21 protein-coding genes are annotated in these 26,716 nt (G+C 72.5%); 10 read left to right on the top strand and 11 right to left on the bottom strand.

The annotated features are described in order from the left end of the window. Nucleotides 1–7 precede the first annotated feature (7 nt). The 5 genes from ACQP1P_RS43180 to ACQP1P_RS43160 all read right to left on the bottom strand — a co-directional run bounded on the left by ACQP1P_RS43180 (nt 8) and on the right by ACQP1P_RS43160 (nt 8,625). The gene (locus ACQP1P_RS43180) at nt 8–4,744 is read right to left on the bottom strand and encodes a hypothetical protein (RefSeq protein WP_433080466.1); all 4,737 of its coding nucleotides are present in this window, start codon (nt 4,742–4,744) and stop codon (nt 8–10) included. 80 nt (nt 4,745–4,824) lie between these two features. After that, complete coding sequence (locus ACQP1P_RS43175; RefSeq protein ID WP_433080464.1) at nt 4,825–6,174, bottom strand: NAD(P)/FAD-dependent oxidoreductase; 1,350 nt, start codon at nt 6,172–6,174, stop codon at nt 4,825–4,827. After that, nucleotides 6,171–6,761 (bottom strand): pyridoxamine 5'-phosphate oxidase family protein, encoded by a 591-nt coding sequence (locus ACQP1P_RS43170; protein WP_433080462.1) that lies wholly within the window; start codon nt 6,759–6,761, stop codon nt 6,171–6,173. Before ACQP1P_RS43170 ends, ACQP1P_RS43175 begins: the two co-directional genes overlap by 4 nt. Further along, nucleotides 6,746–8,128, bottom strand: a complete 1,383-nt coding sequence (locus ACQP1P_RS43165; RefSeq protein WP_433080460.1) for an aspartate aminotransferase family protein — start codon at nt 8,126–8,128, stop codon at nt 6,746–6,748. Before ACQP1P_RS43165 ends, ACQP1P_RS43170 begins: the two co-directional genes overlap by 16 nt. Continuing rightward, on the bottom strand, nt 8,125–8,625 hold the full coding sequence (locus ACQP1P_RS43160) for an Lrp/AsnC family transcriptional regulator (protein ID WP_433080458.1): 501 nt from the start codon (nt 8,623–8,625) through the stop codon (nt 8,125–8,127). Before ACQP1P_RS43160 ends, ACQP1P_RS43165 begins: the two co-directional genes overlap by 4 nt. Nucleotides 8,626–8,873: 248 nt before the next feature. Here ACQP1P_RS43160 and ACQP1P_RS43155 point away from each other — a divergent pair, with 248 nt between their 5' ends. Genes ACQP1P_RS43155 through speB form a run of 6 tightly spaced genes read left to right on the top strand, consistent with a single transcriptional unit; the run spans nt 8,874 to nt 15,112 of the window. Beyond that, on the top strand, nt 8,874–10,064 hold the full coding sequence (locus ACQP1P_RS43155) for an extracellular solute-binding protein (protein WP_433080456.1): 1,191 nt from the start codon (nt 8,874–8,876) through the stop codon (nt 10,062–10,064). A gap of 3 nt (nt 10,065–10,067) precedes the next feature. Further along, a complete protein-coding gene (locus ACQP1P_RS43150; RefSeq protein WP_433080454.1) occupies nt 10,068–11,204 on the top strand; it encodes an ABC transporter ATP-binding protein in 1,137 nt (378 codons plus the stop codon). Then, nucleotides 11,201–12,109 (top strand): ABC transporter permease, encoded by a 909-nt coding sequence (locus ACQP1P_RS43145; protein WP_433080452.1) that lies wholly within the window; start codon nt 11,201–11,203, stop codon nt 12,107–12,109. Before ACQP1P_RS43150 ends, ACQP1P_RS43145 begins: the two co-directional genes overlap by 4 nt. Continuing rightward, the gene (locus tag ACQP1P_RS43140; RefSeq protein WP_433080450.1) at nt 12,109–12,912 is read left to right on the top strand and encodes an ABC transporter permease; all 804 of its coding nucleotides are present in this window, start codon (nt 12,109–12,111) and stop codon (nt 12,910–12,912) included. The genes ACQP1P_RS43145 and ACQP1P_RS43140 overlap by 1 nt, the downstream gene beginning before the upstream one ends. A gap of 6 nt (nt 12,913–12,918) precedes the next feature. Then, entirely contained in the window at nt 12,919–14,124 is a 1,206-nt protein-coding gene (locus tag ACQP1P_RS43135) for a saccharopine dehydrogenase family protein (RefSeq protein WP_433080448.1), read from the top strand. A gap of 7 nt (nt 14,125–14,131) precedes the next feature. Next, nucleotides 14,132–15,112: an agmatinase gene (gene speB / locus ACQP1P_RS43130; protein WP_433080446.1), complete on the top strand. Its 981-nt coding sequence runs from the start codon at nt 14,132–14,134 to the stop codon at nt 15,110–15,112. Here the strand turns inward: speB and ACQP1P_RS43125 are convergent. From ACQP1P_RS43125 to ACQP1P_RS43105, 5 genes are read right to left on the bottom strand one after another with little or no spacing between them, the layout of a single operon-like run. Further along, complete coding sequence (locus tag ACQP1P_RS43125) at nt 15,095–15,463, bottom strand: DUF779 domain-containing protein (protein WP_433080444.1); 369 nt, start codon at nt 15,461–15,463, stop codon at nt 15,095–15,097. The two genes, speB and ACQP1P_RS43125, sit on opposite strands and share 18 nt — an antisense overlap. A gap of 2 nt (nt 15,464–15,465) precedes the next feature. Continuing rightward, the gene (gene adh / locus ACQP1P_RS43120) at nt 15,466–16,989 is read right to left on the bottom strand and encodes an aldehyde dehydrogenase (RefSeq protein ID WP_433080442.1); all 1,524 of its coding nucleotides are present in this window, start codon (nt 16,987–16,989) and stop codon (nt 15,466–15,468) included. A gap of 9 nt (nt 16,990–16,998) precedes the next feature. Beyond that, nucleotides 16,999–18,252, bottom strand: a complete 1,254-nt coding sequence (locus ACQP1P_RS43115; protein WP_433080440.1) for a GAF domain-containing protein — start codon at nt 18,250–18,252, stop codon at nt 16,999–17,001. A gap of 50 nt (nt 18,253–18,302) precedes the next feature. Then, the gene (gene gabT / locus ACQP1P_RS43110; RefSeq protein WP_433090370.1) at nt 18,303–19,625 is read right to left on the bottom strand and encodes a 4-aminobutyrate--2-oxoglutarate transaminase; all 1,323 of its coding nucleotides are present in this window, start codon (nt 19,623–19,625) and stop codon (nt 18,303–18,305) included. After that, entirely contained in the window at nt 19,625–21,055 is a 1,431-nt protein-coding gene (locus ACQP1P_RS43105) for a gamma-aminobutyraldehyde dehydrogenase (protein WP_433080438.1), read from the bottom strand. Before ACQP1P_RS43105 ends, gabT begins: the two co-directional genes overlap by 1 nt. A 97-nt stretch (nt 21,056–21,152) precedes the next feature. Between ACQP1P_RS43105 and ACQP1P_RS43100 the strand changes: the two genes are divergently transcribed. Further along, nucleotides 21,153–22,589 carry an aldehyde dehydrogenase family protein gene (locus ACQP1P_RS43100; RefSeq protein ID WP_433080436.1) on the top strand — a complete coding sequence of 479 codons (1,437 nt, stop codon included), beginning with the start codon at nt 21,153–21,155 and terminating at the stop codon, nt 22,587–22,589. 160 nt (nt 22,590–22,749) lie between these two features. On the opposite strand, the gene ACQP1P_RS43095 is transcribed toward ACQP1P_RS43100, so the two are convergent. Continuing rightward, a complete protein-coding gene (locus ACQP1P_RS43095; RefSeq protein ID WP_433080434.1) occupies nt 22,750–23,730 on the bottom strand; it encodes a cation diffusion facilitator family transporter in 981 nt (326 codons plus the stop codon). Nucleotides 23,731–23,856: 126 nt separating this feature from the next. Between ACQP1P_RS43095 and ACQP1P_RS43090 the strand changes: the two genes are divergently transcribed. Genes ACQP1P_RS43090 through ACQP1P_RS43080 form a run of 3 tightly spaced genes read left to right on the top strand, consistent with a single transcriptional unit; the run spans nt 23,857 to nt 26,703 of the window. Further along, the gene (locus ACQP1P_RS43090) at nt 23,857–25,227 is read left to right on the top strand and encodes a phosphomannomutase/phosphoglucomutase (RefSeq protein WP_433080432.1); all 1,371 of its coding nucleotides are present in this window, start codon (nt 23,857–23,859) and stop codon (nt 25,225–25,227) included. A 31-nt stretch (nt 25,228–25,258) separates the two neighbouring features. Then, nucleotides 25,259–25,498, top strand: a complete 240-nt coding sequence (locus ACQP1P_RS43085; RefSeq protein ID WP_433080430.1) for a Trm112 family protein — start codon at nt 25,259–25,261, stop codon at nt 25,496–25,498. After that, nucleotides 25,495–26,703, top strand: a complete 1,209-nt coding sequence (locus ACQP1P_RS43080; protein WP_433080428.1) for an SIS domain-containing protein — start codon at nt 25,495–25,497, stop codon at nt 26,701–26,703. Before ACQP1P_RS43085 ends, ACQP1P_RS43080 begins: the two co-directional genes overlap by 4 nt. The last annotated feature ends 13 nt before the right edge of the window (nt 26,704–26,716 follow it).

Raw genomic sequence — 26,716 nt, 5'->3', positions numbered from 1 at the left:
GGTTCTCCTAGCCGGAGTAGGTCCACCATTCGTGCCGCCGCAGCCGGGCGAAGATGACCGGCAGCAGGCGCTGGAGCTTGGAGTAGTCGTCCTGCGTGCGGGTCACCTCGGCGATGACCTTGCGCAGGGCCTCGTCCAGGGCCGCGCGCCCGTTCTGCCGGGCGATCGCGGCGTGGATCACCTGGGCGTTGGCGGCGTCGATGGCGAAGTCGAGCCGGCGCTCGTCGTCGGCCGGCGTCGCGGCGAGCGCCTCGTCGTAGGCCGCGATCGCCCGGCCGAGGTCGGCGACGCGCAGCGCCTCGTCGGAGCGGCTGTCGGCCCGTGCGGCGTAGGCGTCGCCGAGCAGGTTCGCCGCGTTGATCCACAGCGGGTCGTCGGCCGCGCGCCGCCGGTCGCGGATCTCGGTCTGCGCCCGGATCCACACGTCGAGCTGCTCGTCCGACGGCGCCGGCAGCTCGCGGACGGTGTCGGCGACGTCCACCGCGTAGGTGACCCGGTGCTCGTTGTCCGGGGCCGCCGCCCGCCACGCCTCGAGGTAGGCGTCGAGCGCGGCCGCGACGTCCCCGGCCGCGCTCTCGTCGTCCGGCCGCCGGCGGCCCCGCAGCGCGTAGGCGTCGCCGAGCAGGTTGGCCGAGGACTCCCACCCCGGCTCGTCGGCCGCGCGGCGCAGGTCGACGATCTCCCGCTGCACCTCGATCCACCGGTCGACCAGCGCGTCGGACGGCTGCGGCAGCTCGCGGACGGTGTCGGCCAGCATGATCGCGTAGTCCCGGCGGCGGTCGGGGTCGTCGGCGGACACCGCGGCCAGCGCCGCGTCGTAGGCCTCGATCGCCCGGAGGAGGTCGGCGACGCGGGCGTCGTCGTCCGGCGCGGCCTCGGCCCGGGCCGTGTAGGCGTCGCCGAGAAGGCTCGCCGACTGGTGCCAGTCCTCGTCGCCGCCCGCGAGGCGCAGGTCGCGGATCTCCGTCTGCGCGCGGACCCACAGGTCGAGCTGCTCCGGCGACGGCTCCGGCCGCTCGCGCAGCGCCCGGGCGGCGTCGATGGCGTAGGTGAGCCGGCGGGGGTCGTCCGGGAGCGAGCCCTGCCACGCCTGGAGGTAGGCGTCGAGCGCGGCGTCCCGGTCGGCCGCGCGGGCCTCGTCGTCGGGCGCGGCCTCGGCCCGGGCCGTGTACGCGTCGCCGAGGATGTTCGCCGACTGGGGCCACAGCGGATCGTCGGCCGCGACGCGCAGGCCGAGCAGCTCCCGCTGGACGGCGACCCAGAGATCCAGCTCCGCGGGTGTGCGGTCCGGCATCGTCAGCAGGGCGTTGGCCAGGGCGACCCCGGCATCGGCCCGGTGCTCGGGCTCGTCCGCGGTCGCGGCCCAGGCCGGCCGGGCGGCCTCGAGCGCCGCCGCGAGGTCGTCGGCGTCGGCCGGCTCCGACCGGGCGGTCGCCCGGTCCAGGTAGGCGCCGCTGAGCAGCGCCGCGGCGAGCGGCCACTGCGAATCCCCCTCGCGCAGCCGGGCGTCGCGGATCTCGGTCTGCGCCGCGATCCGCAGGTCCAGGTACTCCGCCGACGGTTCGTCCAGCCGGCGGATCGCGTTGGAGACGTCGATGGCGAAGTCGACGTGGTCGTCCCCGTACTCGTCCTCGCCCTCCTGCGCCGCCGTGGCCCGCCAGGCCTCCACGTAGGCGTCGACGGCGGCCTCGAGGTCGGCGGCGCGGCCGGGGTCGTCGTCGGCCCGGGTGGCGGCGCGGGCGCCGAGGGCATCGCCGAGCAGGCCGGCCGCGCGCGGCCACGAGGCGTTGCCCGCCGCGCGGGAGCGGTCCCGGACCTCGGTCTGCGCGCTGATCAGCAGGTCGAGCTCCGCGGCCGAGGGCTCGGGGAGCGCGTGGAGCGCGTCGGCCAGGTCGGCGGCGTAGGTGAGGCGCAGGGAGTCGTCCTCGGGCGCCGCCTCCCAGGTCCGCAGGTAGCAGGCGCGGGCGGCGCCGAGGTCGGCGGCGCGGGCCGGGTCGTCCTCGGACCGGTGCCCGGCCCGCTCGCCGTAGGCGTCGCCGAGCAGGCTCTCGGCCAGCACCCACCCGGGGTCGCCGGCCGCGTGCTTGCGGTCGCGGATCTCGGTCTGCGCCGCGACCAGCAGCTCGACCTGCTCGGCCGAGCGGTCCGGCAGCTCCCGGAGGGCGTCGGCCACGTCGGCGGTGAACATGAGGCGGTTCTCGTCGTCGCCGGGCGCCGCGTACCAGGCCTGCAGGTAGGCCTCGAGCGCGGCGCCGAGGTCGAACGCGCGGGCGACCGCGAGGTCGTCCGACCAGGTGGCGGCCCGGGCCCGGTAGGCGTCGCCGAGCAGGTTCGCCGAGTTGCGCCAGGCCGGCTCGGCGGCCGCGCGGCGCCGGTCCCGGACCTCGGCCTGGGCCCGGATCAGCAGGTCGCGCTGGTCGGGGGAGGGCGAGGGCAGCCGGCGCAGGATGTCGGCGACGCCGATGGCGAAGACGAGGCGGAGGTCGTCGTCCTCGGAGGCCATCGTCCAGGGCGGGAGATAGGCGGCGAGCGCGGCCTCGAGGTCCGCGGCGCGGGCGTCCTCGTCCTCGGTGGCCTCGGCGCGGGCGAGGTACGCGTCGCCGAGCAGGTTCAGCGACAGCAGCCAGGCGGGGTCGTCGTTCGCCCGGCGCAGCTCCTGGATCTCGGTCTGGGCCTGGACCAGCAGGTCGAGGTGCTCCGGCGCCGGATCGGTCAGGTCGCGCACGGTGTTCGCCACGTTGATCGCGCCGTCGACCAGGTTGGGGTCGTCGGGCCGCATCAGCCGCCACGCGGCCACGAAGGCGGCCACGGCCGCGATGAGATCGTCCCGGCCGGCGGCCCGGTCCCGGCGCACCGTACCGATGCACACGTACGCGACCCGGTGGATCTCCGACGGCCGGGCGGGGTCGGCGGCGATGGCCTCGAGCCGGCTCAGCAGCTCGGGGATCTGCCCGGGCCGGACCGTCCCGGCGAGGGCGATCGCCGCCGCCTCCAGGCTGTCCGGGTTCGGCCAGCCCGAGTCCGGGGACAGCAGGTCGACCACGCAGCCCGGGGCCAGCGCGACCTCGAGCCGCCCGGAGTCGCTGACGACCAGGTAGTAGCCGCGCAGCAGGCCGCCCCACATCGCCCGGGACACCCGCGCCTGGTAGTCGGGCAGCCGCTGCTTGAGCCAGTCCGTGCGCTCGTTGCCGGCCAGCGCCGCGTGCTCGTCGAGGTCCTGGATGGACAGGGCCGACAGCACCTGCACGCCGATGTACCGGTTCACGGAGTCGGAGTGCATCAGCGCCCGGAACCCGACGGAGAGCGGCAGGGCCAGCCCCGGCAGCCGCAGCCGCGGCACGATCCGGCCCGCCTGCTCGATCGTCTCGAGCATCGGCCCGGCCCGCTCCAGCCAGCGGGGCTCGGCGAGAATCCGCTCGACCTCGCGCTCGTGCCGCTCCGCGTCCGGGTGGAAGGGATCGAGCACGAACAGCGAGAACCAGTGGCCCAGCACCCACGAGGCCGCGTAGTCCTCGGTGACGGGGCCCCAGTTGGCGCTCGTGCCGAGCCGGGTCAGCCCGATGGCCAGGCGCAGGTGCTCGGCCGCCTCCGAGATGCCGGCGATGTTCCCGGCGAGCAGCCAGCGGCCGAAGTCCGGGTGGAAGAGCCGAATCCGCCGCCGCGGGTCGGGCTCCACGAACGGATGGCAGACCTCGATGAGCGAGTCGAGGTCGGCGTCGTCGAGCCCGGTGACCCAGCGCAGCTCGGTCGGGCCGAGGCCGCCGCTGAACGAGCACGCGACGGCGCCCAGCAGCGGCCGGACCTTCGACTCCCAGGCCGGCCGGCTGACGTGCTGCTGGATGCGCCGGATGCCGTCCTCGTAGAGCCCGGCCAGCCCGGCCGAGAGCCGGATGGGCTGGGGCACCCGGCCGGACGCCGCGATCTCCGCCTCCAGCGCGGCCGCGTTGGTCGTGGCCCACAGCCAGTTGCCCTGGGCGCCGCCGACCAGCGCCTCGACCAGGCGCCCGCGGTCGTCGCCGGGCACCGCGGCGAAGCGCCGGCCGAGGTACGCCCGCAGCTCCCCGTCGAGGTCCTCGGCGTCCTCGACGAGATCGAGCGTCACGCTGCGGGCGGGGTCGAGCCAGATGGAGCCGCGGCGCCGGCTGGCACACAGGAACCGCACGCCGGTGCCCTGAGCGGCGGCGGTCAGCGTGTTCAGGACCCGGAGGAACTCCTCGGCCCCCTCGTCCTCGGCCTGGTCCAGCGCGTCGATCAGGATCAGGGCCGGCTCGGCGGGCGGGGTGGCCCGGATGCGCCGCTCGGCCTCGGGCACGAGCCCGCTGAGGGCGGAGAAGTTCGTCGCGTTCACGGTGACGGCGACGGCCGCGACGCGTTCGGCGCTGCCCACCTGTTGATTGACGTTCTCGATGACGACGGCGGGCGCGCGGACACGCAGTACATGATCGTCGTCGGGGCCCGCCTTGAGCCGGTCGATGATCTGGACCAGCAGATGACTCGCGTCGAACGCATTGTCGACCTTGGAATGGCGCAGGACGGTGGCGATGACCCGGCGCTGCTCGCCGGCGGCCTCGAAGCCGGCCCACGCCTGCAGCAGCACGCTCGACTTCCCGCTGCCCGGACGGCCCGTGAGCAGCATGGCCGGGGGCCCGTCGACCCGGTTCAGCCAGGTCTCGATCCGGCCGAGCGCCCAGGATCGCACCGCGAAGCCCCGTGCGATCTCGGCGATCCGGGCCGGCTCAGCCATGTCTGGAATTCTAAGAAAGAATGAGCCGGATGGATTGGGCTGATCGGCTCATTCGGTGGTGCGTGAATTGTGCGGAATAGTCAGTTGCCGAGCATTCGGGAGATCAATTCGGCCCGTTTCGCGGGGCGCCCGGTGCGGGCCTCGGCGGCGTCGGACGCCGTCATCAGGCGCAGGCTCGCGTTGATGCCCAGCCAGCGCAGGGGCTCCGGCTCCCAGTTCGGGGAGCGGTGGCCGACCCACGGCAACCGGACCAGGTCGCTGCCGGCGCCGGTGATCAGGTCGGCGAGGGTGCGGCCGGCCAGGTTCGCGGTGCCGACGCCGTCGCCGACGTAGCCGCCGGCCCACGCCAGCCCCGTTGCCCGGTCCAGGCCGACCGACGCCATCCAGTCGCGGGCCACCCCCAGCGGGCCGCCCCAGGCGCGGGCGACCGGCACCTCGTCGCCGATGAACGGGAACAGCGTCCGCAGCACGCGGGCCAGGTCGGCGAAGACGCGGGGCTCGTGGTCGAAGGCGGGGTCGATCGCCGAGCCGTAGTGGTAGGGGGCGCCGCGGCCGCCGAAGGCCAGGCGGTCGTCGGCGGTGCGCTGGCCGTAGATGATCAGGTGGCGGCCGTCGGCGAACGTCTCGCGGGCGGCCAGCCCCGCCTCCGCCCAGAATGCCGGGGGCAGGGGGTGGGTCGCGATCATCAGGGAGTACAGCGGCGTGATGACGCGGCGGTGGCCCGGCAGGCGCGGCGTGAAGCCCTCCGTCGCCCGCACGACGACGGGCGCCCGGACGCGGCCGAGCGCCGTGGTCGCGACCCCCGCGCCGAGCCGGGTCACCGCGGAGCGCTCGTAGATGCGCACGCCGCGCCGCACGCAGGCCGCGGCCAGACCGCGCACGAGCTTGGCGGGCTGGATCGCGGCGCAGTGCGGTGTGTAGGTGCCGCCCAGCACGTCGGTCGCGCCCGCGCGGGCCTTCGCCTCCGCGGCCGAGAGCAGGTGCAGTTCGATGCCGTAGCGCGCGGCCTCGGCGACCTCCGCGCGGGCCCGGGCGAGCTGCGCCGGCGAGCGGGCCAGCACCACGGTGCCGCCCTTGGCGTAGTCGCAGTCGATGCCCTCGGCCGCGGCGACCCGGCCGACCTCGTCCACGGCCGACTCCATGGCCGCGTTCAGCGCGAGGGCGGCCTCGCGGCCGAACGTGCGGTCCAGGTAGCCGACCGACTTGGGGAACAGGGCCGAGCACCAGCCGCCGTTGCGGCCGCTCGCCCCGAAGCCGGCGTGCTCGGCCTCCAGCACGGTGATGCGCAGCGAGGGATCGGCCACGGCGAGGTAGTACGCGGTCCACAGGCCCGTGTACCCGGCGCCGACGACGCACACGTCGGCATCCTCGTCGCCGGCGAGGGCCGGGCGCGGGGGCGGGGGCGGCAGTACCGCCGTCCAGAAGCTCATTCCGCCTCGCCCGGCCGGAACGCACCGAGCTCGGTGCGGATGGGGATCACGCCGGTCGGCGGGGACCAGCCGGCGTCCTCGGGCGAGGTCTCGGGCCAGCCGTCGCTCACCTTCAGCGACCACTCGGCCAGCGGCAGCCGCAGCACGAGCGTCGCCGCGAGCTCCTTGCGGGACGGGGGCCGGATCACGTCCCACCGCCCGGGCGTGAGGTGCTCGCTGATCACCCGCAGCGCCGGCTCCTGGTCCTCGACGACCGTGCACGAGCCGAGGACCATGGCGCAGCGGTACCGCATCGACGCCTCGAACGCGCTGCGCGCCAGGATCAGCCCGTCCAGCAGGGTGACCGTCAGGCAGGCCGGGGCGCCGCCCGCCAGCAGGCGGAACAGCCGGCTCCCGCTCGAGCCGTGGAACAGCACCGAGTCCCCGTCGCGGCCGTACGCGACCGGGATCGCGTACGGCTGTCCATCGTGGACGAACGCCACGTGGGCGACCATCCCCGCGTCGAGCACGGCGTGCAGCGCGGACCGCTCACGGACCGCCTTGTCGGGCAGCCGGCGAATCCGCGTGCGCTCTACAGGCGGTTCCATGCCTCGGTGAGGACCGCGCGCAGGATCTGCTCCATCTCGGCGAACTGCTCCTCGCCGCAGATCAGCGGCGGCGCGAGCTGGATCACCGGGTCGCCGCGGTCGTCGGCGCGGCAGTAGAGCCCCGCCTCGAAGAGCGCCTTGGACAGGAAGCCGCGCAGGAGGGCCTCGGACTCGGCCTCGTTGAAGGTCTCCTTGGTCGTCTTGTCCTTGACCAGCTCGATGCCGAAGAAGTACCCGTCCCCGCGCACGTCGCCGACGATCGGCAGGTCGTGCAGGCGCTCGAGGTAGGACCGGAACAGCGCCGAGTTCGCGCGTACGTGCTCGTTGAGGTTCTCGCGCTCGAAGATGTCGAGGTTGGCCAGCGCCACCGCGGAGGCGACGGGGTGCCCGCCGTAGGTGATGCCGTGGGCGAACCAGTTGCGCCCCTCCAGGAACGGCTCGGCCAGCCGGTCGGAGACCAGCATCGCCCCCAGCGGGATGTAGCCGCTGGTGAGGCCCTTCGCGCAGGTGATGATGTCGGGCTGGTAGCCGTAGCGCTCGGCCCCGAAGTACTCGCCGAGCCGCCCGAACGCGCAGATCACCTCGTCGGAGACGAGCAGCACGTCGTACCGGTCGCAGATCTCGCGGACCCGCTGGAAGTACCCGGGCGGGGGCGGGAAGCAGCCGCCCGCGTTCTGCACGGGCTCGAGGTAGACCGCGGCGACCGTGTCGGGCCCCTCGAACTCGATCATCTCGGCGATGCGGTCCGCGGCCCAGACGCCGAACTGCTCGGGCGTCATGGACTGGTCGGGCCGGCGGTAGTAGTTGGTGTTGGGCACCCGGAAGGCGCCCGGCACCAGCGGCTCGAAGTCCTGCCGGAACGCCGGGACGCCGGTGATCGACAGCGCCCCCATCGAGGTGCCGTGGTAGGCGACGTACCGCGAGAGCACCTTCGTCTTCAGCGGCTTGCCGACCTTGCGGAAGTACGAGCGGGCCAGCTTCCAGGCGCTCTCGACCGCCTCGGAGCCGCCGGTGGTGAAGAACGCCCGGTTCAGGTTGCCCGGGGCCAGGCTGGTGAGCCGCTCGGCCAGCTCGATCGCCTTGGGGTGGGCGTAGGACCACAGCGGGAAGTACGCGAGCTCGGACGCCTGCTTGGCGGCGGCCTCGGCGAGCTCCTGGCGGCCGTGGCCGGTCTGCACCACGAAGAGCGCGGAGAGGCCGTCGAGGTAGCGCCGGCCGTGGCTGTCGTAGATGTAGGCACCGTCGCCCCGCACGATGACCGGAACCGGGTTCTCCGCGTAGTCCGACAGGCGGGTGAAGTGCATCCACAGGTGATCGCGCGCCGCGTTGTCCAGCGCGGCGGCGTCGGGTTGCTGGTCGATGGTCATCGGGTCCCCCACGCATAGGTTTGCTTGGCGAGCTTGAGGTAGACGAAGGTCTCCGTCGCGGTGACGCCGGGGATGCTCCGCACCGTGTCGTTGATGAGGTCGAGGAGATGCTCGTCGTCGGTGCAGACCAGCTCGACGAGCAGGTCGTAGCCGCCGGCGCAGATCACCACGTAGTCGATCTCCGGGACCCCCGCGAGCGCCTTGGCGACCGGACGGAGATCCCCTTCGACCTTGACCCCGATCATCACCTGGCGGGCGAAGCCGAGCGTGAGGGGATCGGTGACCGCCACGATCTGCATGACGCCGGTGTCCAGCAGGCGTTGCACCCGCTGGCGCACGGCCGCCTCCGACAGCCCCACGACCTTCGCCAGGGCGGCGTAGGACATGCGGCCGTCGCGCTGCAGCTGCTCGATGATGCGCTTGTTGACGTCGTCGAGGGCGGGCTCGGTCACGTGTGGATTCTGACCCAGCATGCGGGCTTTGGCAACTGATTCCATGGCTGGTCAACGATCAATCTACGGAATCGTTAGGGTTGCCGACGACCCGAAAAACGTTGCAGACTGTCCTGCCCGCGTTTCCGCATGATGACGATCGTGACTTCACGTTGACTTCAAAGCGTTTTTCGTTGTGCGGCCCGATCGTGACAACGGAATCCCTTGTGAGTGATGGCACCCCGTGTCAGGATCAGTCGTCGGTCACCGCCCCCCAGTTCGGGTGACCGATATCGAGATCCGTAGGAGCCCCTGTGCGAAACCAAGCCGCCGGCCTCTCGCGCCGGACCCTGATTCGCAGTCTGCTGGCCAGCGGTGCCCTGGTCGCGTCCGGCGGGACGCTGGCGGCGTGCGGCACGAAGCCCGCGAAGAAGAATGACGCGGAGAAGGCCGCCTGCATCGGCACCGACGCCTCGGCGACCGAGAAGAAGCTCAACTGGTCCAACTGGCCGCTCTACATCGACGCCACCGACGACAAGAAGCGCCCGTCGCTCGACGCGTTCACGGCCAAGACCGGAATCGCGGTCAACTACACCGAAGACGTCAACGACAACAACGAGTTCTTCGGCAAGGTGCGCAACCAGCTCCAGGCGTGCCAGTCGATCGACCGCGACGTCATGGTGCTCACCGACTGGATGGCCTCGCGGGTGGTCAACCTGGGCTGGGCGCAGCCCTTCGACCCGGCCAAGACCCCCAACTTCACGGCGAACGTGCTCAAGACGCTGCGCAACCGCCCGTGGGACAAGGACATGAACCACGCCGCGCCGTGGCAGTCCGGCCTCACCGGCATCGCCTACAACGGCGCGGTGACCAAGGAGGTCCGCACCGTCGACGAGCTGCTGACCCGGCCGGACCTCAAGGGCAAGGTCGCGGTGCTCACCGAGATGCGCGACACCATCGGCCTGCTGCTGCTGTCGATGGGCAAGGACCCGGCCACGGTCAGCGACGCCGACTACGACGCCGCGATCGAGAAGCTCAAGAAGGCCGTCGACTCCGGCCAGATCCGCAAGTTCACCGGCAACGACTACAAGGAGGACCTCGCCAAGGGCGACCTCGCGGCGTGCATCGCGTGGTCCGGCGACGTCATCCAGCTCGCCGCCGAGGAGGGCTCGAAGGTCGCGTTCGTCACGCCGGAGGAGGGTCTGATCATCTGGTCGGACAACATGCTCATCCCGGCCCCGGCGACCCACAAGGCCAACGCCGAGCAGCTCATCGACTACTACTACGACCCCGCGGTGGCCGCCCAGGTGGCCGCGACGGTCAACTACATCTGCCCGGTCCAGGGCGCGCAGGAAGCGATGCAGAAGATCGACCCGGAGCTGGCCACCAACCCGCTGATCTTCCCGGACTCGGCGACCCTGGCCAAGACCCACTCGTTCAAGGCGCTCACCGAGGACGAGGACAAGAGGTACGCCGCCAAGTTCGAAGCCGTGTCGGGGGCCTGACACATGACCGGGCAGCCCAGCGGCGCCGATCTCCGCCTCAGCGGTGTGACGAAGCGGTTCGGCACCTTCACCGCGGTCGACGACCTGACCCTCACCGTGCCCCGGGGTTCGTTCTTCGCGCTGCTGGGCGCGTCCGGCTGTGGCAAGACGACCACCCTGCGGATGATCGCGGGGCTCGAGGAGCCGACCGCGGGCCAGGTCCTGCTCGGCGACTCCGACGTCACGCGGCTGCGGCCCTACAAGCGGCCGGTCAACACGGTGTTCCAGAGTTACGCGCTCTTCCCGCACCTCAACATCGAGGACAACGTCGCGTTCGGCCTGCGCCGGCGCGGCATCCGCAAGTGCGCCGACCAGGTCGAGCAGATGCTCCACCTGGTCGACCTCGACGGCTTCGGCAAGCGCCGCCCGGCCCAGCTCTCCGGCGGCCAGCAGCAGCGGGTGGCGCTCGCCCGGGCGCTGATCAACCGGCCCCAGGTGCTGCTGCTCGACGAGCCGCTCGGCGCGCTCGACCTGAAGCTGCGCCGGCAGATGCAGGTGGAGCTCAAGCGCATCCAGACCGAGGTCGGCATCACGTTCGTGCACGTCACGCACGACCAGGAGGAGGCCATGACGATGGCCGACACGGTCGCGGTGATGAACGCCGGGCGCATCGAACAGCTCGGCGCGCCCGTGGAGATGTACGACTTCCCCGGCACCGCGTTCGTGGCCAACTTCCTGGGCCAGTCCAACCTGCTCGCCGCCGACGTGACCGGGCGCTCCGGCGACGACCTGCTGGTCGGGGCCTACGACGGCCGCTACACGGTCCCGGCCGCGCGCGCCCGGGCCACCGAGGGCACGGTGTGGCTCGGCGTGCGGCCGGAGAAGCTGCACCTGAGCACGGGGGAGGTGCCGGCCGGCCACCAGAGCGTCACCGGGCTCGTGACCGACTCCTCCTACATGGGGGTCAGCACGCAGTACCTCGTGCGCGCGCCCTGGGGCGACGAGCTGACGGTCTTCGTGCCCAACTCGGGCGTGGCCGCGCCGCTCGCTGTGGCCAGCGAGGTGACCGTGCACTGGCGGCCCGAGCACGCGTTCCTCCTGCCCCGCCCGGCCGGCGAGACCCACGCGCCGGTGGTGGATTCCGAGGAAGTCGCGGCATGAGCGCCTTGGGGCAGCTGGGGGCCGGGGCCGGCAACAGCGCCCCGGTCAAGCTCGAACGACCCAGGAAGAAGTGGCTGCCGTACCTGCTGCTGCTCCCCGGCGGCCTGTGGCTCGTCCTGTTCTTCGCGGTGCCGTGCGTCCAGCTCTTCGCGACCAGCCTCTACGACCCGAGCGGGTCGCTGGAGGACGGATACGCGATGACCTGGCAGTTCAGCAACTACTCCGACGCCGTCGCCGAATACCTGCCCCAGTTCGGCCGCTCGCTGTGGTACGCGCTGCTGACCACCGCGTTCTCGCTCCTGCTGGGCTACCCGCTGGCCTACGCGATCGCGCTCAAGGCCGGCCGCTGGAAGAACGTGCTGCTCATCTGCGTCATCGCGCCGTTCTTCACCAGCTTCCTGATCCGCACGCTGGCCTGGAAGGTCATCCTGTCCGACAACGGCACGGTCGTGTCGGTGCTCAACGCCCTGCACGTCCCGCTGCCCGACGGCCGGCTGCTGGCCACCACCCCGGCGGTGATCGCGGGGCTGGTCTACAACTTCCTGCCGTTCATGGTGCTGCCGCTCTACGCCAGCCTGGAGAAGCTCGACCCGCGGCTCATCGAGGCGGCCGGCGACCTCTACGCCCGCCCGGTCGCGCGCTTCACGCGGGTCGTGCTGCCGCTGTCGATGCCCGGCGTCGTGGCCGGCACGCTGCTGACGTTCATCCCGGCGGCCGGCGACTACATCAACGCGCAGTTGCTGGGGACCAACCGGCAGTACATGATCGGCAATGTCATCCAGTCCAAGTTCCTCAAGGTCGGCGACTACCCGGCCGCGGCCGCGCTGTCGTTCACCCTGATGGCGGCGATCCTCGTGCTGGTCTTCGTCTACGTCAAGCGCGCCGGAACGGACGAGGTGCTCTGATGCTCCACCGCCTGCGCAGGTTCCTCGCCGATCACTGGGTGCTCGCGATCGGGCTGATCGTCCTGCTGTACCTCTTCGTGCCGATCGCCGTCGTGGCCGCGATGTCGTTCCGGGACGCCCGCCCCAACGCCCCCTACACGCTGGACAACTACCGGTTCACGCTGGAGCACTGGCGGCACCCCTTCGGCGCGGCCGGCATCGGCGACGCGTTCTGGCTCAGCATCGGCGTCGCGGTGCTGGCCACCGTCGGCGCGACGGTGCTGGGCACGCTGATGTCCTTCGCCCTGGCCCGGCACAGCTTCCGCGGCCGCGGCGCGACCAACACGCTGATCTTCCTGCCCATGGCGACGCCGGAGATCGTGATGGGCTCGTCGCTGCTGGCGCTCTTCGTCGCCTCGGGCGTGCCGCTGGGCTTCTGGACCGTCGTCATCGCCCACGTGCTGTTCTGCCTGTCGTTCGTGGTCGTCACGGTCAAGGCGCGCCTGGCCGGGCTCGACCCGCGGCTGCAGGAGGCGGCCATGGACCTCTACGCCGACGAGCGGCAGACGTTCCTGCGGGTCACCCTGCCGCTGGTGATGCCCGGCATCGTCGCGGCCGCCCTGCTGTCGTTCTCGCTCTCCTTCGACGACTTCATCGTCACCAACTTCAACTCGGGAACCGTCGTGACCTTCCCGATGTTCGTCTGGGGAGCCTCGCAGCGTGGCATTCCCGCCCAGGTCAACGTCATCGGCACCGCGATGTTCCTGATCTCGTTCCTGATCGTCCTGATCGGCCAGTTGCCGCGCCTGCGCCGGAAGGCCTAGCGGCACATGCGACTGCTGATCGTCGGCGCCGGTGGCGTCGGCACCGCGGCGGTGCGCATCGCCGCCCGCCGTCCCTTCCTCGAGCACTGCGTCGTGGCCGACCACGACGCCGCCCGGGCCGAGGCCGCGGTCTCCTCGGTGGACGATCCCCGGTTCGCCGCCGCGGTCCTCGACGCCGCCTCCGCCCCCGCCGTCGCGCAGCTGTGCCGGAGCCTGCGCATCACGCACGTGCTCAACGCCGTCGACCCCCGTTTCGTGGTCCCGATCTTCACCGGTGCGCTCGAGGCCCGCGCGCACTACGTCGACCTGGCGATGTCGCTGTCCCAGCCGCACCCGGAGCGGCCCTACCGGCAGATCGGGGTGCTGCTCGGCGCCGAGCAGTTCGCGCTCGAGGACCGGTGGCGGGCGGCCGACCGGCTGGCGCTCGTGGGCATGGGCGTCGCGCCCGGGCTCTGCGACGTCTTCGCCCGGTACGCCGCCGACGTGCTCTTCGCCGAGGTGCACGACATCGGCGTCCGCGGCGGCTCGGACCTGGTGGTGGACGGTTACGAGTTCGCCCCCGCGTCCTCGATCTGGACGACGATCGAGGAGTGCCTCAACCCGCCGCTCATCTACGAGAAGAACCGCGGGCTGTACGTCACGAGGCCCTTCTCCGAGCCCGAGATCTTCGACTTCCCGGCCGGCATCGGCCCGATCGAGTGCGTGCACGTCGAGCACGAGGAGGTGCTGCTCATCCCGCGCTGGATCGACGTGCGGCGGGTCACCTTCAAGGCCGGCCTGGGCGACGAGTTCATCCAGGTGCTCAAGACCATCCGCAAGCTCGGGCTCGACTCGACGAGGAAGGTGACGGTCGGCGGCGTCGCGGTGTCCCCGCGCGACGTGGTGGCCGCGGTCCTGCCCGACCCGGCGAAGCTCGGCGAGCGGATGCACGGCCGCACCTGCGCCGGCACCTACGTCACCGGGCTCGGGCGCGACGGGCGGCCGCGGGCCACCTACCTGTACCACGTCGTCGACAACGCGTGGACCATGCGCGAGTACGGCTGCCAGGCCGTCGTGTGGCAGACCGCGGTCAACGCGGTGGTCGGCCTCGAACTGCTCGCGGCCGGCACGTGGACGGGCACGGGCGTGCTGGGCCCCGAGGCCTTCCCGCCGCGGCCGTTCCTCGAGCTGCTCGCCGAGCACGGCGTGCCGTGGAGCAAGCAGGAGCTGTGAGCGAGTCATGAATCAATTCGGACCGGACTTCACGTTCCTCGGGGTGCCGCGCTGCGACCTGGCCGCGCTGCCCGAGGCCGACGTGGTGATCATCGGCGCGCCCTACGACGGCGGCACCTCCCACCGGCCCGGCACCCGGTTCGGCCCGCAGGCCATCCGCCAGGCCTGCTACCTGCCCCACGACGGCTCCCGGCCCTCGCTCGCCATGCGGGTCGACGCGCTCAAGGACCTGAGGGTCTTCGATGCCGGGGACGTCCACATGTACGCCCCGGAGTCCACGGCGGCGCTCAAGACGCTCGAGAACGCGGTCTTCGCCGTCGCCGACTCGGGCGCGATCCCGGTCGTGCTCGGGGGCGACCACACCATCGCCTGGCCCGACGCGACCGGCGTGGCCCGCAAGCTCGGCTACGGCCGCGTCTCGATGGTCCACTTCGACGCCCACGCCGACACCGGCGACGTCGAGATGGGCTCGCTGGTCGGCCACGGGCAGCCGATGCGCCGCCTGATCGAGTCCGGCGCCCTGCGCGGCGACCGGTTCCTGCAGCTGGGGCTGCGCGGCTACTGGCCCGGCCCGGAGACGCTGGACTGGATGGCCGGCCAGGGCCTGCGCTCCTACGAGATGACCGAGATCGTCGCCCGCGGTCTGGACGAGTGCCTGACGGAGGCCTTCACCATCGCCACCGACGAGTGCGACGGCGTCTTCCTCTCCGTCGACGTCGACGTGGTCGACCCGGGGATGGCGCCCGGAACCGGCACCCCGGAGCCGGGCGGGCTGACCGCGCGGCAGCTGCTCGACGCGGTCCGCCGCTGCTGCTACGAGCTGCCGATCGCCGGGGTCGACGTGGTCGAGGTGAGCCCGCCCTACGACCACGCCGAGATCACCGCGCTCCTCGCCAACCGGGTCGTGCTGGAGGCGCTGTCGGCGATCGCCCGGCGCCGGCGCGCGGACCCGTGGGACCCGCGCCGGCCGCTACTCGAGGGCCGCTAGCTCCTCCGGGGTCAGCAGCCGCGACCTGATCAGGAAGCGCACCCCTTCCGGCGCCTCCAGGGAGAAGCCGGAGCCGCGCCCGGGCACCACGTCGACCGTGAGGTGGGTGTGCCGCCAGAGCTCGAACTGCGACTTCGACATCCAGAACGTGACCGGCTCGTCGACGCCCTCCACGGCCAGCGACGCGAGGAGCACGTCGGAGGATCCGGTGCGGAACTCACCCTCCGGGTAGCACATCGGCGAGCTGCCGTCGCAGCAGCCGCCGGACTGGTGGAACATCAGGGGTCCGTGCGTGCCCCGCAGCGACCGGATCAGCTCGGCCGCCGCGGGGGTCACCGCCACGCGTTGCATCTCTAGAAGAACCCGAGCTTGTTCGGGCTGTAGCTGACGAGCAGGTTCTTGGTCTGCTGGTAGTGCTCCAGCATCATCTTGTGGTTCTCGCGGCCGATGCCGGACTGCTTGTAGCCGCCGAACGCCGCGTGCGCCGGGTAGGCGTGGTAGCAGTTGGTCCACACCCGGCCGGCCTGGATCGCCCGGCCGGCGCGGTAGGCGGTGTTCGTGTCGCGGGTCCACACGCCGGCGCCGAGGCCGTAGAGGGTGTCGTTGGCGATCTTGATGGCGTCCGCGAAGTCGGAGAACGAGGTCACCGAGACCACCGGGCCGAAGATCTCCTCCTGGAAGATGCGCATCGCGTTGTCGCCCTCGAACACCGTGGGCTGGACGTAGTACCCGCCGGAGAGATCCCCGCCGAGGTCCGCGCGCTCGCCGCCGATGCGGACCTTCGCGCCCTCCTGCCGGCCGATGTCGAGGTAGGAGAGGATCTTCTCGAGCTGGTCGTTGGAGGCCTGCGCGCCGATCATCGTGTCGGTGTCGAGCGGGTGGCCCTGCTTGATCGCCCGGACGCGCTCGGTCGCGGCGTCCATGAACGTGCCGTAGTGGCCCTGCTGGACGAGCGCGCGGGACGGGCAGGTGCACACCTCGCCCTGGTTGAGCGCGAACATCGCGAAGCCCTCGAGCGCCTTGTCGAAGAAGGCGTCGTCGGCGCGGGAGACGTCGTCGAAGAAGATGTTGGGGCTCTTGCCGCCGAGCTCCAGGGTCACCGGCTTGATGTTCTCGCTGGCGTACTGCATGATCAGCCGCCCGGTCGTGGTCTCGCCCGTGAACGCGACCTTGGCGACCCGCGGGCTGCTGGCCAGCGGCTTGCCGGCCTCGACGCCGAAGCCGTTGACGATGTTGACCACGCCCGGCGGGAGCAGGTCGGCGATGAGGCTCATGAGCACGTGGATGGAGGCGGGGGTCTGCTCGGCCGGCTTGAGCACGACCGCGTTGCCGGCGGCGAGCGCGGGAGCGAGCTTCCAGGTGGCCATGAGCAGCGGGAAGTTCCACGGGATGATCTGCGCGACCACGCCCAGGGGCTCGTGGAAGTGGTACGCCACGGTGTCGTCGTCGAGCTCGCCGAGGCTGCCCTCCTGGGCGCGGATGGCGCCGGCGAAGTACCGGAAGTGGTCGACGGCCAGCGGCAGGTCGGCGGCGAGCGTCTCCCGGATCGGCTTGCCGTTCTCCCAGGTCTCGGCGACGGCGAGGGTCTCGAGGTTGGCCTCGATCCGGTCGGCGATCTTGTTGAGGATGTTGGCGCGGTCGGCCACCGAGGTGCGGCCCCACGCGTCGGCCGCACCGTGCGCGGCGTCGAGCGCGGCCTCCACGTCGTCGGCGGTGCCCCGCGCGATCTCGGTGAAGGTCTGGCCGGTCACCGGGGTCGGGTTCTCGAAGTACTGGCCGCGGGCGGGCTTGACGTACTCGCCGCCGATCCAGTGCTCGTAGCGGGATTGGAAGGTGACCAGGGATCCCTCCTGGCCCGGGGCTGCATAACGGGTCATACCCCGAAGCTAGTTACGCCTACGTTGCAACACCGTTGCGTACTCCTCCGACAGGCACGCGACCCGCTCCAGGGCAAGGGCCTGGCGGGGCGAGCCGGGCGGCAGGGCGGCGGCGAGGGCCTCCCACATCCACAGGTCCTCGGCGCCCCAGGCGGCCGCCGTCCAGGCCGCGAGCATCCCCGGGTCGCCACTGGCCCGGACCCCGGCGCGCAGCTGGCCCTCGATGAGCCGGCGCAGCCGCACGACGCCGGGCGCCTCCGAGTTGGGCAGCAGCGGGCCGGGGTAGGCGCGCAGGGCCCCCTTCACGTCCCCGGCCGCGAGGCGCTCCGCGATCTCGCCGAAGTCGGAGGCGACCGCGTCGCGCAGCCGGTAGGGGCGCGACAGCAGCAGCGGACCAAGCACGTGACGCAGCCGCGACAGCTCCGCGCGCAGGGTGACCGGATTGACGCACGCATCGCCGTAGAGCTCCAGGGCGAGCCGGTCGCCGGAGAGGCCCTCGGGATGGGCGCACAGCAGGGCGACGATCTCGCTGTGCCGTCGGCTCAGCCGCTGCCCGCGCAGCACGGCTTCGTCGCGGCCGAGCGCGGTGAACGTGGGGCCGGAGGGCGCGAGGGTGGCCAGGTGCGCCTCGGCCGCGCGGGCGGTGGCGACGACGAGCGCCAGCGAGTGCGGGCTGGCCAGGTGGTCGCCGCCCGTCACGTCGATCGCGCCGAGCAGGCGGCCGGTGCGCGGGTCGTGGATCGGCGCGGCGGAGCAGGTGAACCGCTGGACGCGGCGGCTGAAGTGCTCGGTGGCGAAGATCTGCACCTCGTGGTCGAGGGCGATGGCGGTGCCGGGCGCGTTGGTGCCCGCGTGGGCCTCGTCCCACTGCGCGCCGGCGACGAAGTTCATGTCCTCGGCCCGGCGCACCACCGTTTTGTGGCCCTCGACCCACAGCAGCCGGCCGTGGGCGTCGCACACGGCCATCAGGTGGTCCCCGTCCTCGGCGAAGGTGCCGAGCAGGTCCCGGAAGAGCGGCAGCGCGTGGCGCAGCGGATGGCTGCGGCGATACTCCTCCAGCTCCTCGTCGCCGAGGTCCACGGGCGCGGTCGCGTCCGGGTCCAGCCGGGCCGCGGCGCTGCGCCGCCACGAGTCGGCGACGACGCCCCGCACCTGCTCCCCGACCCGGCCGCCGCCCAGGAACGCGGTCCAGGCGCGGCCGACCTGACCGATCCGCTCGCGGGCGTCGGCGCCCGCCGGCAGGGCCAGCCAGGGATTCCGCATGACCCATAGTGACCCAGGTCACCCCCGATCGCCAAGGGTCGAACGGGTTCTCAGAGCGCCGACTCCAGCAGGTCGAGCGCGCGCTGCAGGGTCGGGTCGTCCATCACGAGCGGGGGCAGGAAGCGGATCACGTTGCCGTAGGTGCCGCAGGTGAGCAGCAGCAGCCCGGCCTCGTGGGCCAGGCGCTGGATGTCGGCGGTCTTCGCCGCGTCCGGGGTCGCGCCCAGCGGCGCGCCCCTGGCCCAGCCCCGCTCGGCGGTGAGCTCGCCCGGCGCGGCGGACTCCGGCACCACGATCTCCAGGGCCAGCATCGCGCCCCGGCCGCGGACGTCGCCGATGAACGGGAAGCGGGACTGCAGGTCGCGCAGGCGGGGCAGCATGACGGACTCGATCCGCCGGGCGGCTGCGGCCAGGTCGAGCTCCCGCATGGTCTCGATCGAGGCGAGCGCGGCCGCGCAGGCCACCGGGTTGCCGCCGTAGGTGCCGCCGAGGCCGCCCGGGTGCACGGCGTCCATGAACTCGGCCCGCCCGGTCACCCCGGCCAGGGGCAGGCCGCCGGCGATGCCCTTCGCGGTGGTGATCAGGTCCGGCTCCAGCCGCTCGTGGGTGGTGGCGAACCAGTCCCCGGTGCGGCAGAAGCCGGTCTGGATCTCGTCGGCGACGAACAGCGCCCCGTTCGCCCGCGCCCAGGCGGCCAGCGACGGCAGGAAGCCCGGCGCGGGCACCACGAAGCCGCCCTCGCCCTGGATCGGCTCGATCAGCACCGCGGCCACCTGGTCGGCGCCCACCTGCTTCTCGATCATGCCGATGGCCAGCGCGGCGGCGTCCGGGCCGGCGAGGCCGTCGCGGAACGGGTAGGACATCGGCACCCGGTAGATCTCGCCGGCGAACGGGCCGAAGCCGTGCTTGTAGGGCATGTCCTTGGCGGTGAGCGCCATGGTGAGGTTGGTCCGGCCGTGGTACGCGTGGTCGAACACGACGACGGCCCGGCGCCCGGTGGCGTGCCGGGCGATCTTCACCGCGTTCTCGACCGCCTCGGCGCCCGAGTTGAACAGGGCCGAGCGCTTCTCGAAGCCGCCGGGGGCGAGCGCGTTGAGCTGCTCGCAGACGGCGACATAGCCCTCGTACGGCGCGATCATGAAGCAGGTGTGCGTGAACCGCTCCGCCTGCCGCCGCACCGCCTCGGCCACCCGCGGGTTCGCGTTGCCGACGTTCGTGACCGCGATGCCGGCCGCGAGGTCGATCCACTCCCGCCCGTCGACATCCGTGAGGGTGCCGCCGGAGGCGTGGTCGACGTACGAGCCGATCATGCTGCTGACCCCGCGCGCGACGGCGGCGGAGCGGCGCTTGCGCAGATCCTCCGACGATGTCATCACAGCTCGATGTTGTGCATGACGTGCTTGATCCGGGTGTAGTCCTCGAGGCCGTACATGGAGAGGTCCTTACCGTATCCGGACTGTTTGAACCCACCGTGCGGCATTTCGGCGACGATCGGGATGTGGGCATTGACCCAGACGCAGCCGAAGTCGAGCCGCCGGGTCATGCGCATCGCGCGGCCGTGGTCGCGGGTCCAGACCGAGGACGACAGGCCGTACTCCACCCCGTTGGCCCAGCGCACCGCCTCGTCCTCGTCGGTGAAGCGCTGCACGGTGATGACCGGCCCGAACACCTCGTCCTGGATGATCTCGTCGTCCTGGCGCAGGCCGGACACGACGGTGGGGGAGTAGAAGTAGCCCCGGTCGCCGACCCGGGCCCCGCCGGTGTCGAGCCGGGCGTGCTCGGGCAGCCGGTCGATGAAGCCGCCGACCCGGGCCAGCTGGTTGGCGTTGTTCAGCGGGCCGTAGAGGATGTCCTCGTCGTCCGGGGCGCCGGTCTTCGTCGCGGCCGCCTGCTCGGCGAGCGCGGCCACGAAGTCGTCGTAGATGCCCGGCCCGGCCAGCACGCGGGTGGCCGCCGTGCAGTCCTGGCCCGCGTTGAAGTAGCCCGCGACCGCGATCGCCTCGGCCGCGGCGGCCAGGTCGGCGTCGTCGAAGACCACGACCGGGGCCTTGCCGCCCAGCTCCAGGTGGGTGCGCTTGAGCGACGGGGCGGCCCCGGCGGCCACCTCGCGCCCGGCCCGGACCGAGCCGGTGATGGAGACGAAGTTCGGGGTGGGGTGGGCGACCAGGGCGCGGCCGGTGTCCCGGTCGCCGGTGATCACGTTGAGCACGCCCGGCGGCAGGAACTCGGCGGCCAGCTCGGCCAGCAGCAGCGACGAGACCGGCGTGGTGTCGGAGGGCTTCAGCACCACCGTGTTGCCCGCGGCCAGCGCCGGGGCGATCTTCCACACCGCCATCATCAGCGGGTAGTTCCACGGGGTGACCTGGGCGCACACGCCGATCGGCTCGCGCCGCACGTAGCTGGTGTGGCCCTTCATGTACTCACCGGCCGACTTGCCCTCGAGCACCCGGGCGGCGCCGGCGAAGAACCGGATCTGGTCGATCGACGGCGGCAGCTCCTCGCTGGCGGTCATCGCGCGCGGCTTGCCGGTGTTGCGCACCTCGGCGTCGATGATCTCCGACGCCCGGTCCTCCATCGCGTCGGCGAGCTTGAGCAGGGCCCGCTGCCGCTCGGCGGGCGTGGCGTCGCGCCAGGTCTCGAAGGCCTTCGCCGCGGCGCGCACGGCGCGGTCGACGTCCTCGGCGCCGGAGACCGGCGCGGAGGCGAACACCTCGCCGGTGGACGGGTCGATCAGGTCGGAGTAACGGCCGTCGGCGGGGTCGGTGTAGGCGCCGTCGACGAAGTTCTGCAGCTGTTCGGTCATGTCCGCTCCCTTGAGTGCCCGGCACGGACATCTTTCCATCGAATCCGTCGCACACAAGCCCTCGGGCAACTGTTTCCGTTGGAGTTAGGGTGGAATCGTGACCCCGTTCTTCATCGCCGGGCGCCCGGCAACCAGCGACGACGCCGTCGAGATCCGCCACCCTTACGACGGGCGTCAGGTCGGCATCACCTCCAACGCCACCCCCGAGCAGGTGGAGGCGGCGGTCGCCGCCGCGGCCGCCGTCGCCGCCGAGGCCGCGGCCCTGCCCGCGAGCGTCCGGGCCGCCGCCCTCGACCACGTCAGCGCCCGGCTCAAGGAGCGCGCCGAGGAGGTCGCCCGGCTCATCACCGCCGAGAACGGCAAGCCGATGAAGTGGTCGCGGGGCGAGGTCGCCCGCGCGGTGTCGACGTTCCGCTGGGCCGCCGAGGAGGCCCGCCGCTTCTCCGGCTCGCTGCAGCGCCTCGACACCGACCCGGCCGCGACCGGCCGCATCGCCCTGGTCAAGCGGGTGCCCCGGGGCCCGGTGCTGGGCATCTCCCCGTTCAACTTCCCGCTCAACCTGGTCGCCCACAAGGTCGCCCCGGCCCTGGCCGTCGGCGCGCCGATCGTGCTCAAGCCGGCCCCGGCGACCCCGCTCAGCGCGCTGCTGCTCGGCGAGATCCTGGCCGAAGCCTCCGACCGCACCGACCTGCCCGCGGGGATGTGGTCGATCGTGCCGATCCCGAACGACCGCGCCTCCGCCCTGGTCGCCGACCCGCGGCTGCCCGTCGTGTCGTTCACCGGCTCGGGCCCGGTCGGCTGGCAGATCCGCGACGCCGTGCCGCGCAAGCACGTCACCCTGGAGCTCGGCGGCAACGCGGCCGTGGTGGTGTGCGAGGACTGGGACGACCTGGACTGGGCGGCGAGCCGGATCGCCACCTTCTCCAACTACCAGGCCGGGCAGAGCTGCATCGCGGTTCAGCGGGTGTACGTCCACGAGCGCCACTACGACGCGCTGGCCGAGAGGCTGGTGTCCGCGGTCGAGGCCCAGGTGACCGGCGACCCGGCCGCCGACGAGACCGACGTCGGCCCGCTCATCAGCGAGGCCGCGGCCCGGCGGGTCGAGGACTGGGTCGGCGAGGCGGTCGCGGCCGGGGCCAAGCTGCTCACCGGCGGCACCCGCGACGGCGCCGCCTACGCCCCGACCGTCCTCGCGCACGCGCCGGCCGACGCCAAGGTCAGCGCCGAGGAGGTCTTCGGCCCGGTGCTGGTGCTCGAGCGCGTCGCCTCCGACGCCGACGGGTTCGCGGCGGTCAACGCCTCGCCCTACGGGCTGCAGGCCGGCGTGTTCACCCGGCGGCTGGACCGGGCCTTCGAGGCCCACCGGGTGCTCGACGTCGGCGGGGTGATCGTCGGTGACGTGCCCAGCTACCGGGCCGACCAGATGCCCTACGGCGGGGCCAAGGCCAGCGGGGTCGGGCGCGAGGGCCTGGCCAGCGCGATGGCCGACTACACCGAGGAGCGCGTGATGGTCCTCACCGGCCTGCAGCTCTAGCTGTTCCCAGGCCTCACGGTGCTCGGTCGCGGAGGAGCCGGGCGGGCGCTCGGCGGTCTCGGAGAGCTTCGTGTCGAACCCGTCCGGCTCCCGGCTGTGCCTGCGGAAGCGGCGGGGGAGCTTCGCTCCACCCGCACCCCCTCGAAATCCGCGCGCCGGTTCACTCCCAGGCCTCACGGTGCTCGGTCGCGGAGGAGCCGGGCGGGCGCTCGGCGGTCTCGAAGAGCTTCGCGTCGAACACGTCCGGCTCCAGGAAGATGAAGCACTCGTAGGTCAGGGCGTCGCGGACCTGGTGCTCGGCGCGGTTGATCGCCTGGGCCACGTGCGCCATCGTCTCGCTGGCCCGCACCGCCACCTTGGCCGCGATCAGCAGCTGATCGGGGCCGAGATGCATGGTGCGCAGGTGGATCATGCGCTCGATCAGCGGCTCCCGCTCGATCGCCGCCTCGATCGCCAGCAGGGTGCCGTTGTCGGCCGACTCGCCGATGAGCAGGCTGCGCATCCGCTGCGACAGCGTGATCGAGATGACCACGAGCAGCGCGCCGATGGCCAGGGTGCCGGCCGCGTCCCAGCGCCCGTCGCCGGTGATCACCGCGAGGGTGATGCCGACGAAGGCGAAGGTGAGGCCGGTCAGCGCGCCGAAGTCCTCGGCGAGCACGACCGGCAGCTCGGGCGAGCGGGTGGTCCGGATGAACCGCAGCCAGGGCGCCCCGCGGCGGGACGGCTCGGCCTCGTGCACCGCGGTGCGCAGGGAGAACGACTCCAGCCCGACCGAGATGCCCAGCACCGCGAACGCCCAGATCGGGTCCTCGACCGGCTCCGGGTGGTGCAGCTTCTGCCAGCCCTCGAAGAGCGCGAAGACGCCGCCGACGAGGAAGATCACGAGGGTGACGAGGAAGCCGTAGAAGTACCGGAACCGTGCGTAGCCGAACGGGTGCAGCTGGCTGGCCCGCTGCTGGGCGCGGCGGCCGCCGATGAGCAGCAGCACCTGGTTGGCGGTGTCGGCCACCGAGTGCACGGCCTCCGCGAGCAGCGACGACGAGCCGGTGAACAGGAACGCGACGAACTTGCTCAGCGCGATGCCGAGGTTCGCGGACAGGGCCGCGACGATCGCCCGCAGGGAGTTGCCTTCCTCCGCCATGTGCTCATCCTGCACCACAAGCTTTCCTGGTTCTCACATGCGCAACTTAGGACTGACACGTGCACGGAACGCAACCGCACTAGGCTCCGTCGTAGGAACAGCGACCACGACTAGGGGTGCGAGACTGTGATCGACCTGAGCCGGATCGTCAAGGCCTACGACGTGCGGGGGACGGTGCCCGACCAGCTCAACGAGCCGGTGGCGGAGGCACTCGGGCGGGCATTCGTGCAGACGCTGCGCAGCCGCGGGGAGTTCGCCGAGAAGATCGTGACCGCGCACGACATGCGGGCGTCGGGCCCGGCCCTGGCGACGGCGTTCGCCAACGGCGCGCGCGCCGAGGGCGCCGACGTGCTGGAGGCCGGCCTGGGCTCCACCGACCTGCTGTACTACGCCTCGGGCGTGCTCGACCTGCCCGGCGCCATGTTCACCGCGAGCCACAATCCCGCGCAGTACAACGGGATCAAGCTGTGCAAACAGGGCGCCAAGCCGGTCGGGCAGGACACCGGCCTGACCGAGATCCGCGAGCGCGCGCAGCAGATCCTCGACAGCGGGGCCCGGGTTCCCGAGGGCGGGCTCAAGGGCGGGCTGGAGCAGTACAGCCTGCTGGAGCGGTACGCCACCCACCTGCTCAAGCTCGTGGACCTCTCCGCCATCCGGCCGCTGACGGTCGTGGTCGACGCCGGCAACGGCATGGGCGGTTACACGGTGCCGGCCGTGCTCGGCTCGGGCCTGCCGCTGACGATCATCCCGCTGTACTTCGAGCTCGACGGCACCTTCCCCAACCACGAGGCCAACCCGCTGGAGCCGGCCAACCTGGTCGACCTGCAGGCCAAGGTCCGCGCGACCGGCGCCGACATCGGCCTGGCCTTCGACGGCGACGCCGACCGCTGCTTCGTGGTCGACGAGCGGGGCGAGGCGGTCTCCCCGTCGGTGATCACGGCGATGGTCGCGGTCCGCGAGCTGGCCAAGGAGCCGGGCGCGACGATCATCCACAACCTCATCACCTCCAAGGTGGTGCCCGAGATCGTCCGCGAGCACGGCGGCGAGCCGGTGCGGACCCGGGTCGGGCACTCGTTCATCAAGGCCGAGATGGCCCGCACCGGCGCGGTCTTCGGCGGCGAGCACTCGGCGCACTACTACTTCCGCGACTTCTGGGGCGCCGACACCGGCATGCTCGCCGCCCTGCACACGCTGGCCCTGCTCGGCGGCCAGCCCGCCCCGCTGTCGGCGCTGGCCAAGGACTACGAGCGGTACGCGGCCTCGGGCGAGATCAACTCCACGGTCGCCGACACCGCCGCGAAGATGGCCGAGATCGAGCGGGCGTTCCCGGTGGAGATCGACCGGCTCGACGGGATCACCCTCAGCTTCCCCGACGGCAGCTGGGCCAACGTGCGCCCGTCCAACACGGAACCGCTTCTGCGGCTTAACGTTGAGGCGCCGACCGCCGAGCGGATGGCGGCGCTGCGCGATGAGATGCTGGCCGTCATCCGCCGCTGAGTCGTCCGCCGCTGAGAAGGAGTTGGAACGCGTGTCCGTGGACCCCGCCCTGCTGTCGATCCTGCGCTGCCCCGACGAGCACCACGCCGAGCTCACCCTCGATGCCGATGCGCAGACGTTGACCTGCACCGAATGCGGGCGGATCTTCGAGATCCGCGACGGCATCCCGGTGCTCCTGCTCGACGAGGCGCGCCGGCCCTCTCCCGACGGTGCGGTTGAGAACGGCACCGACGGGGAATCCGCCAAGACCGAAGAGGGTGGTGCGGCATGAATCCACTGGAAGGCACTGCGGGGGTCCGCGGGCATCGCGAGATCGACCTGGCGCTGCTGGACAACGCCGAGGCGCTGGAGAAGAACGACCCGGGCGGCATGCTGCGCGCGACCGCGTCGGCCGGTGCCCAGGTGCGGGAGGCGGCCACGCTGGCCGCCGAGACCGACCTGAGCGCGCTGGCCGACGAGGGCCGCCCGCGGGCCGTGGTCGTCGCGGGCGTCGGCACGGCCGCGCGCACCGGCGACATCCTCGAGACCGTCGCCGGGCCGCGCTGCCCGGTGCCGGTCCTGGCCCACCGCAGCGCGGGCATCCCCGGCTGGGTCGGCGCGGCCGACGTGGTCATCGCCGTCTCGGCGTCCGGCCGCTCCCCGGAGGCGCTCGCCGCCGCCGAGGCCGCCGGTCGCCGCGGGGCCCGGCTCGTGGCCATCGGTGCGCCCGACACCCAGCTGCACGCCCTGGCCGACCGCTTCCGCGCGCCGTTCATCCCGGTGCCGCGGCGGGCGCCGGCCCGGGCCAGCCTCTGGGGCCTGACCGTCCCGGTGCTGCTCGCCGCGCGCCAGCTCGGCCTGGTCAAGGTCACCGAGGCCGACTTCGCCGAGACCGCCGCGCGGCTGGACGCCGACGCCGAGCGGTGCCGCACGGCGATGGAGACGTTCGTGAACCCGGGCAAGAGCCTGGCCCTGGACCTGGCCCACTCGGTGCCGATCGTCTGGGGCTCCTCGCCGCTGGCCACCGTGGCGGCCCGCCGCTTCGGCGACACGCTGTCGGCCAACGCCCGCTACCCCGCAGTCGTCGGCGCGCTCGGCGAGGCGGGCCGGGGCCGGGTCGGCCTGCTCGACGGGGTCTACGGCGGCCTGGCCGAGGCCGATCGGGACATCTTCGCCGACCCGGACGAGGACGCCGACAACCCGGCCACCCGGCTGCGGCTGGTGCTGCTGCGCGACGGCGGGCTCACCGGCGAGGACGAGGACGACGGCGAGCCGGTCGTGGTCGAGGAGCGACGGGCCGAGGCCGTGCAGGAGCTGGCCGAGCGCCGGGGCGTGCGGGTGAGCCTGATCACCGCCGAGGGTGGCTCCGCTCTGGAACGATTGGCCTCGCTCGTCGCCGTGCCGGACTTCACCTCGATCTACCTGGGTCTGGCCCACGGCTTCGACCCGATGGCCGTCCCTGCTGTGTCCGAGATGAAGGATCTGGTGAGTCCGTGAGCGGTCCGAAGCG

This window comes from Dactylosporangium sp. CA-052675, from assembly GCF_050947935.1.
Classification (GTDB): Bacteria; Actinomycetota; Actinomycetes; order Mycobacteriales; family Micromonosporaceae; genus Dactylosporangium.
The sequence above is the reverse complement of the archived record's forward strand: the minus strand, read 5'-3'. Positions and strand labels throughout refer to the sequence as shown.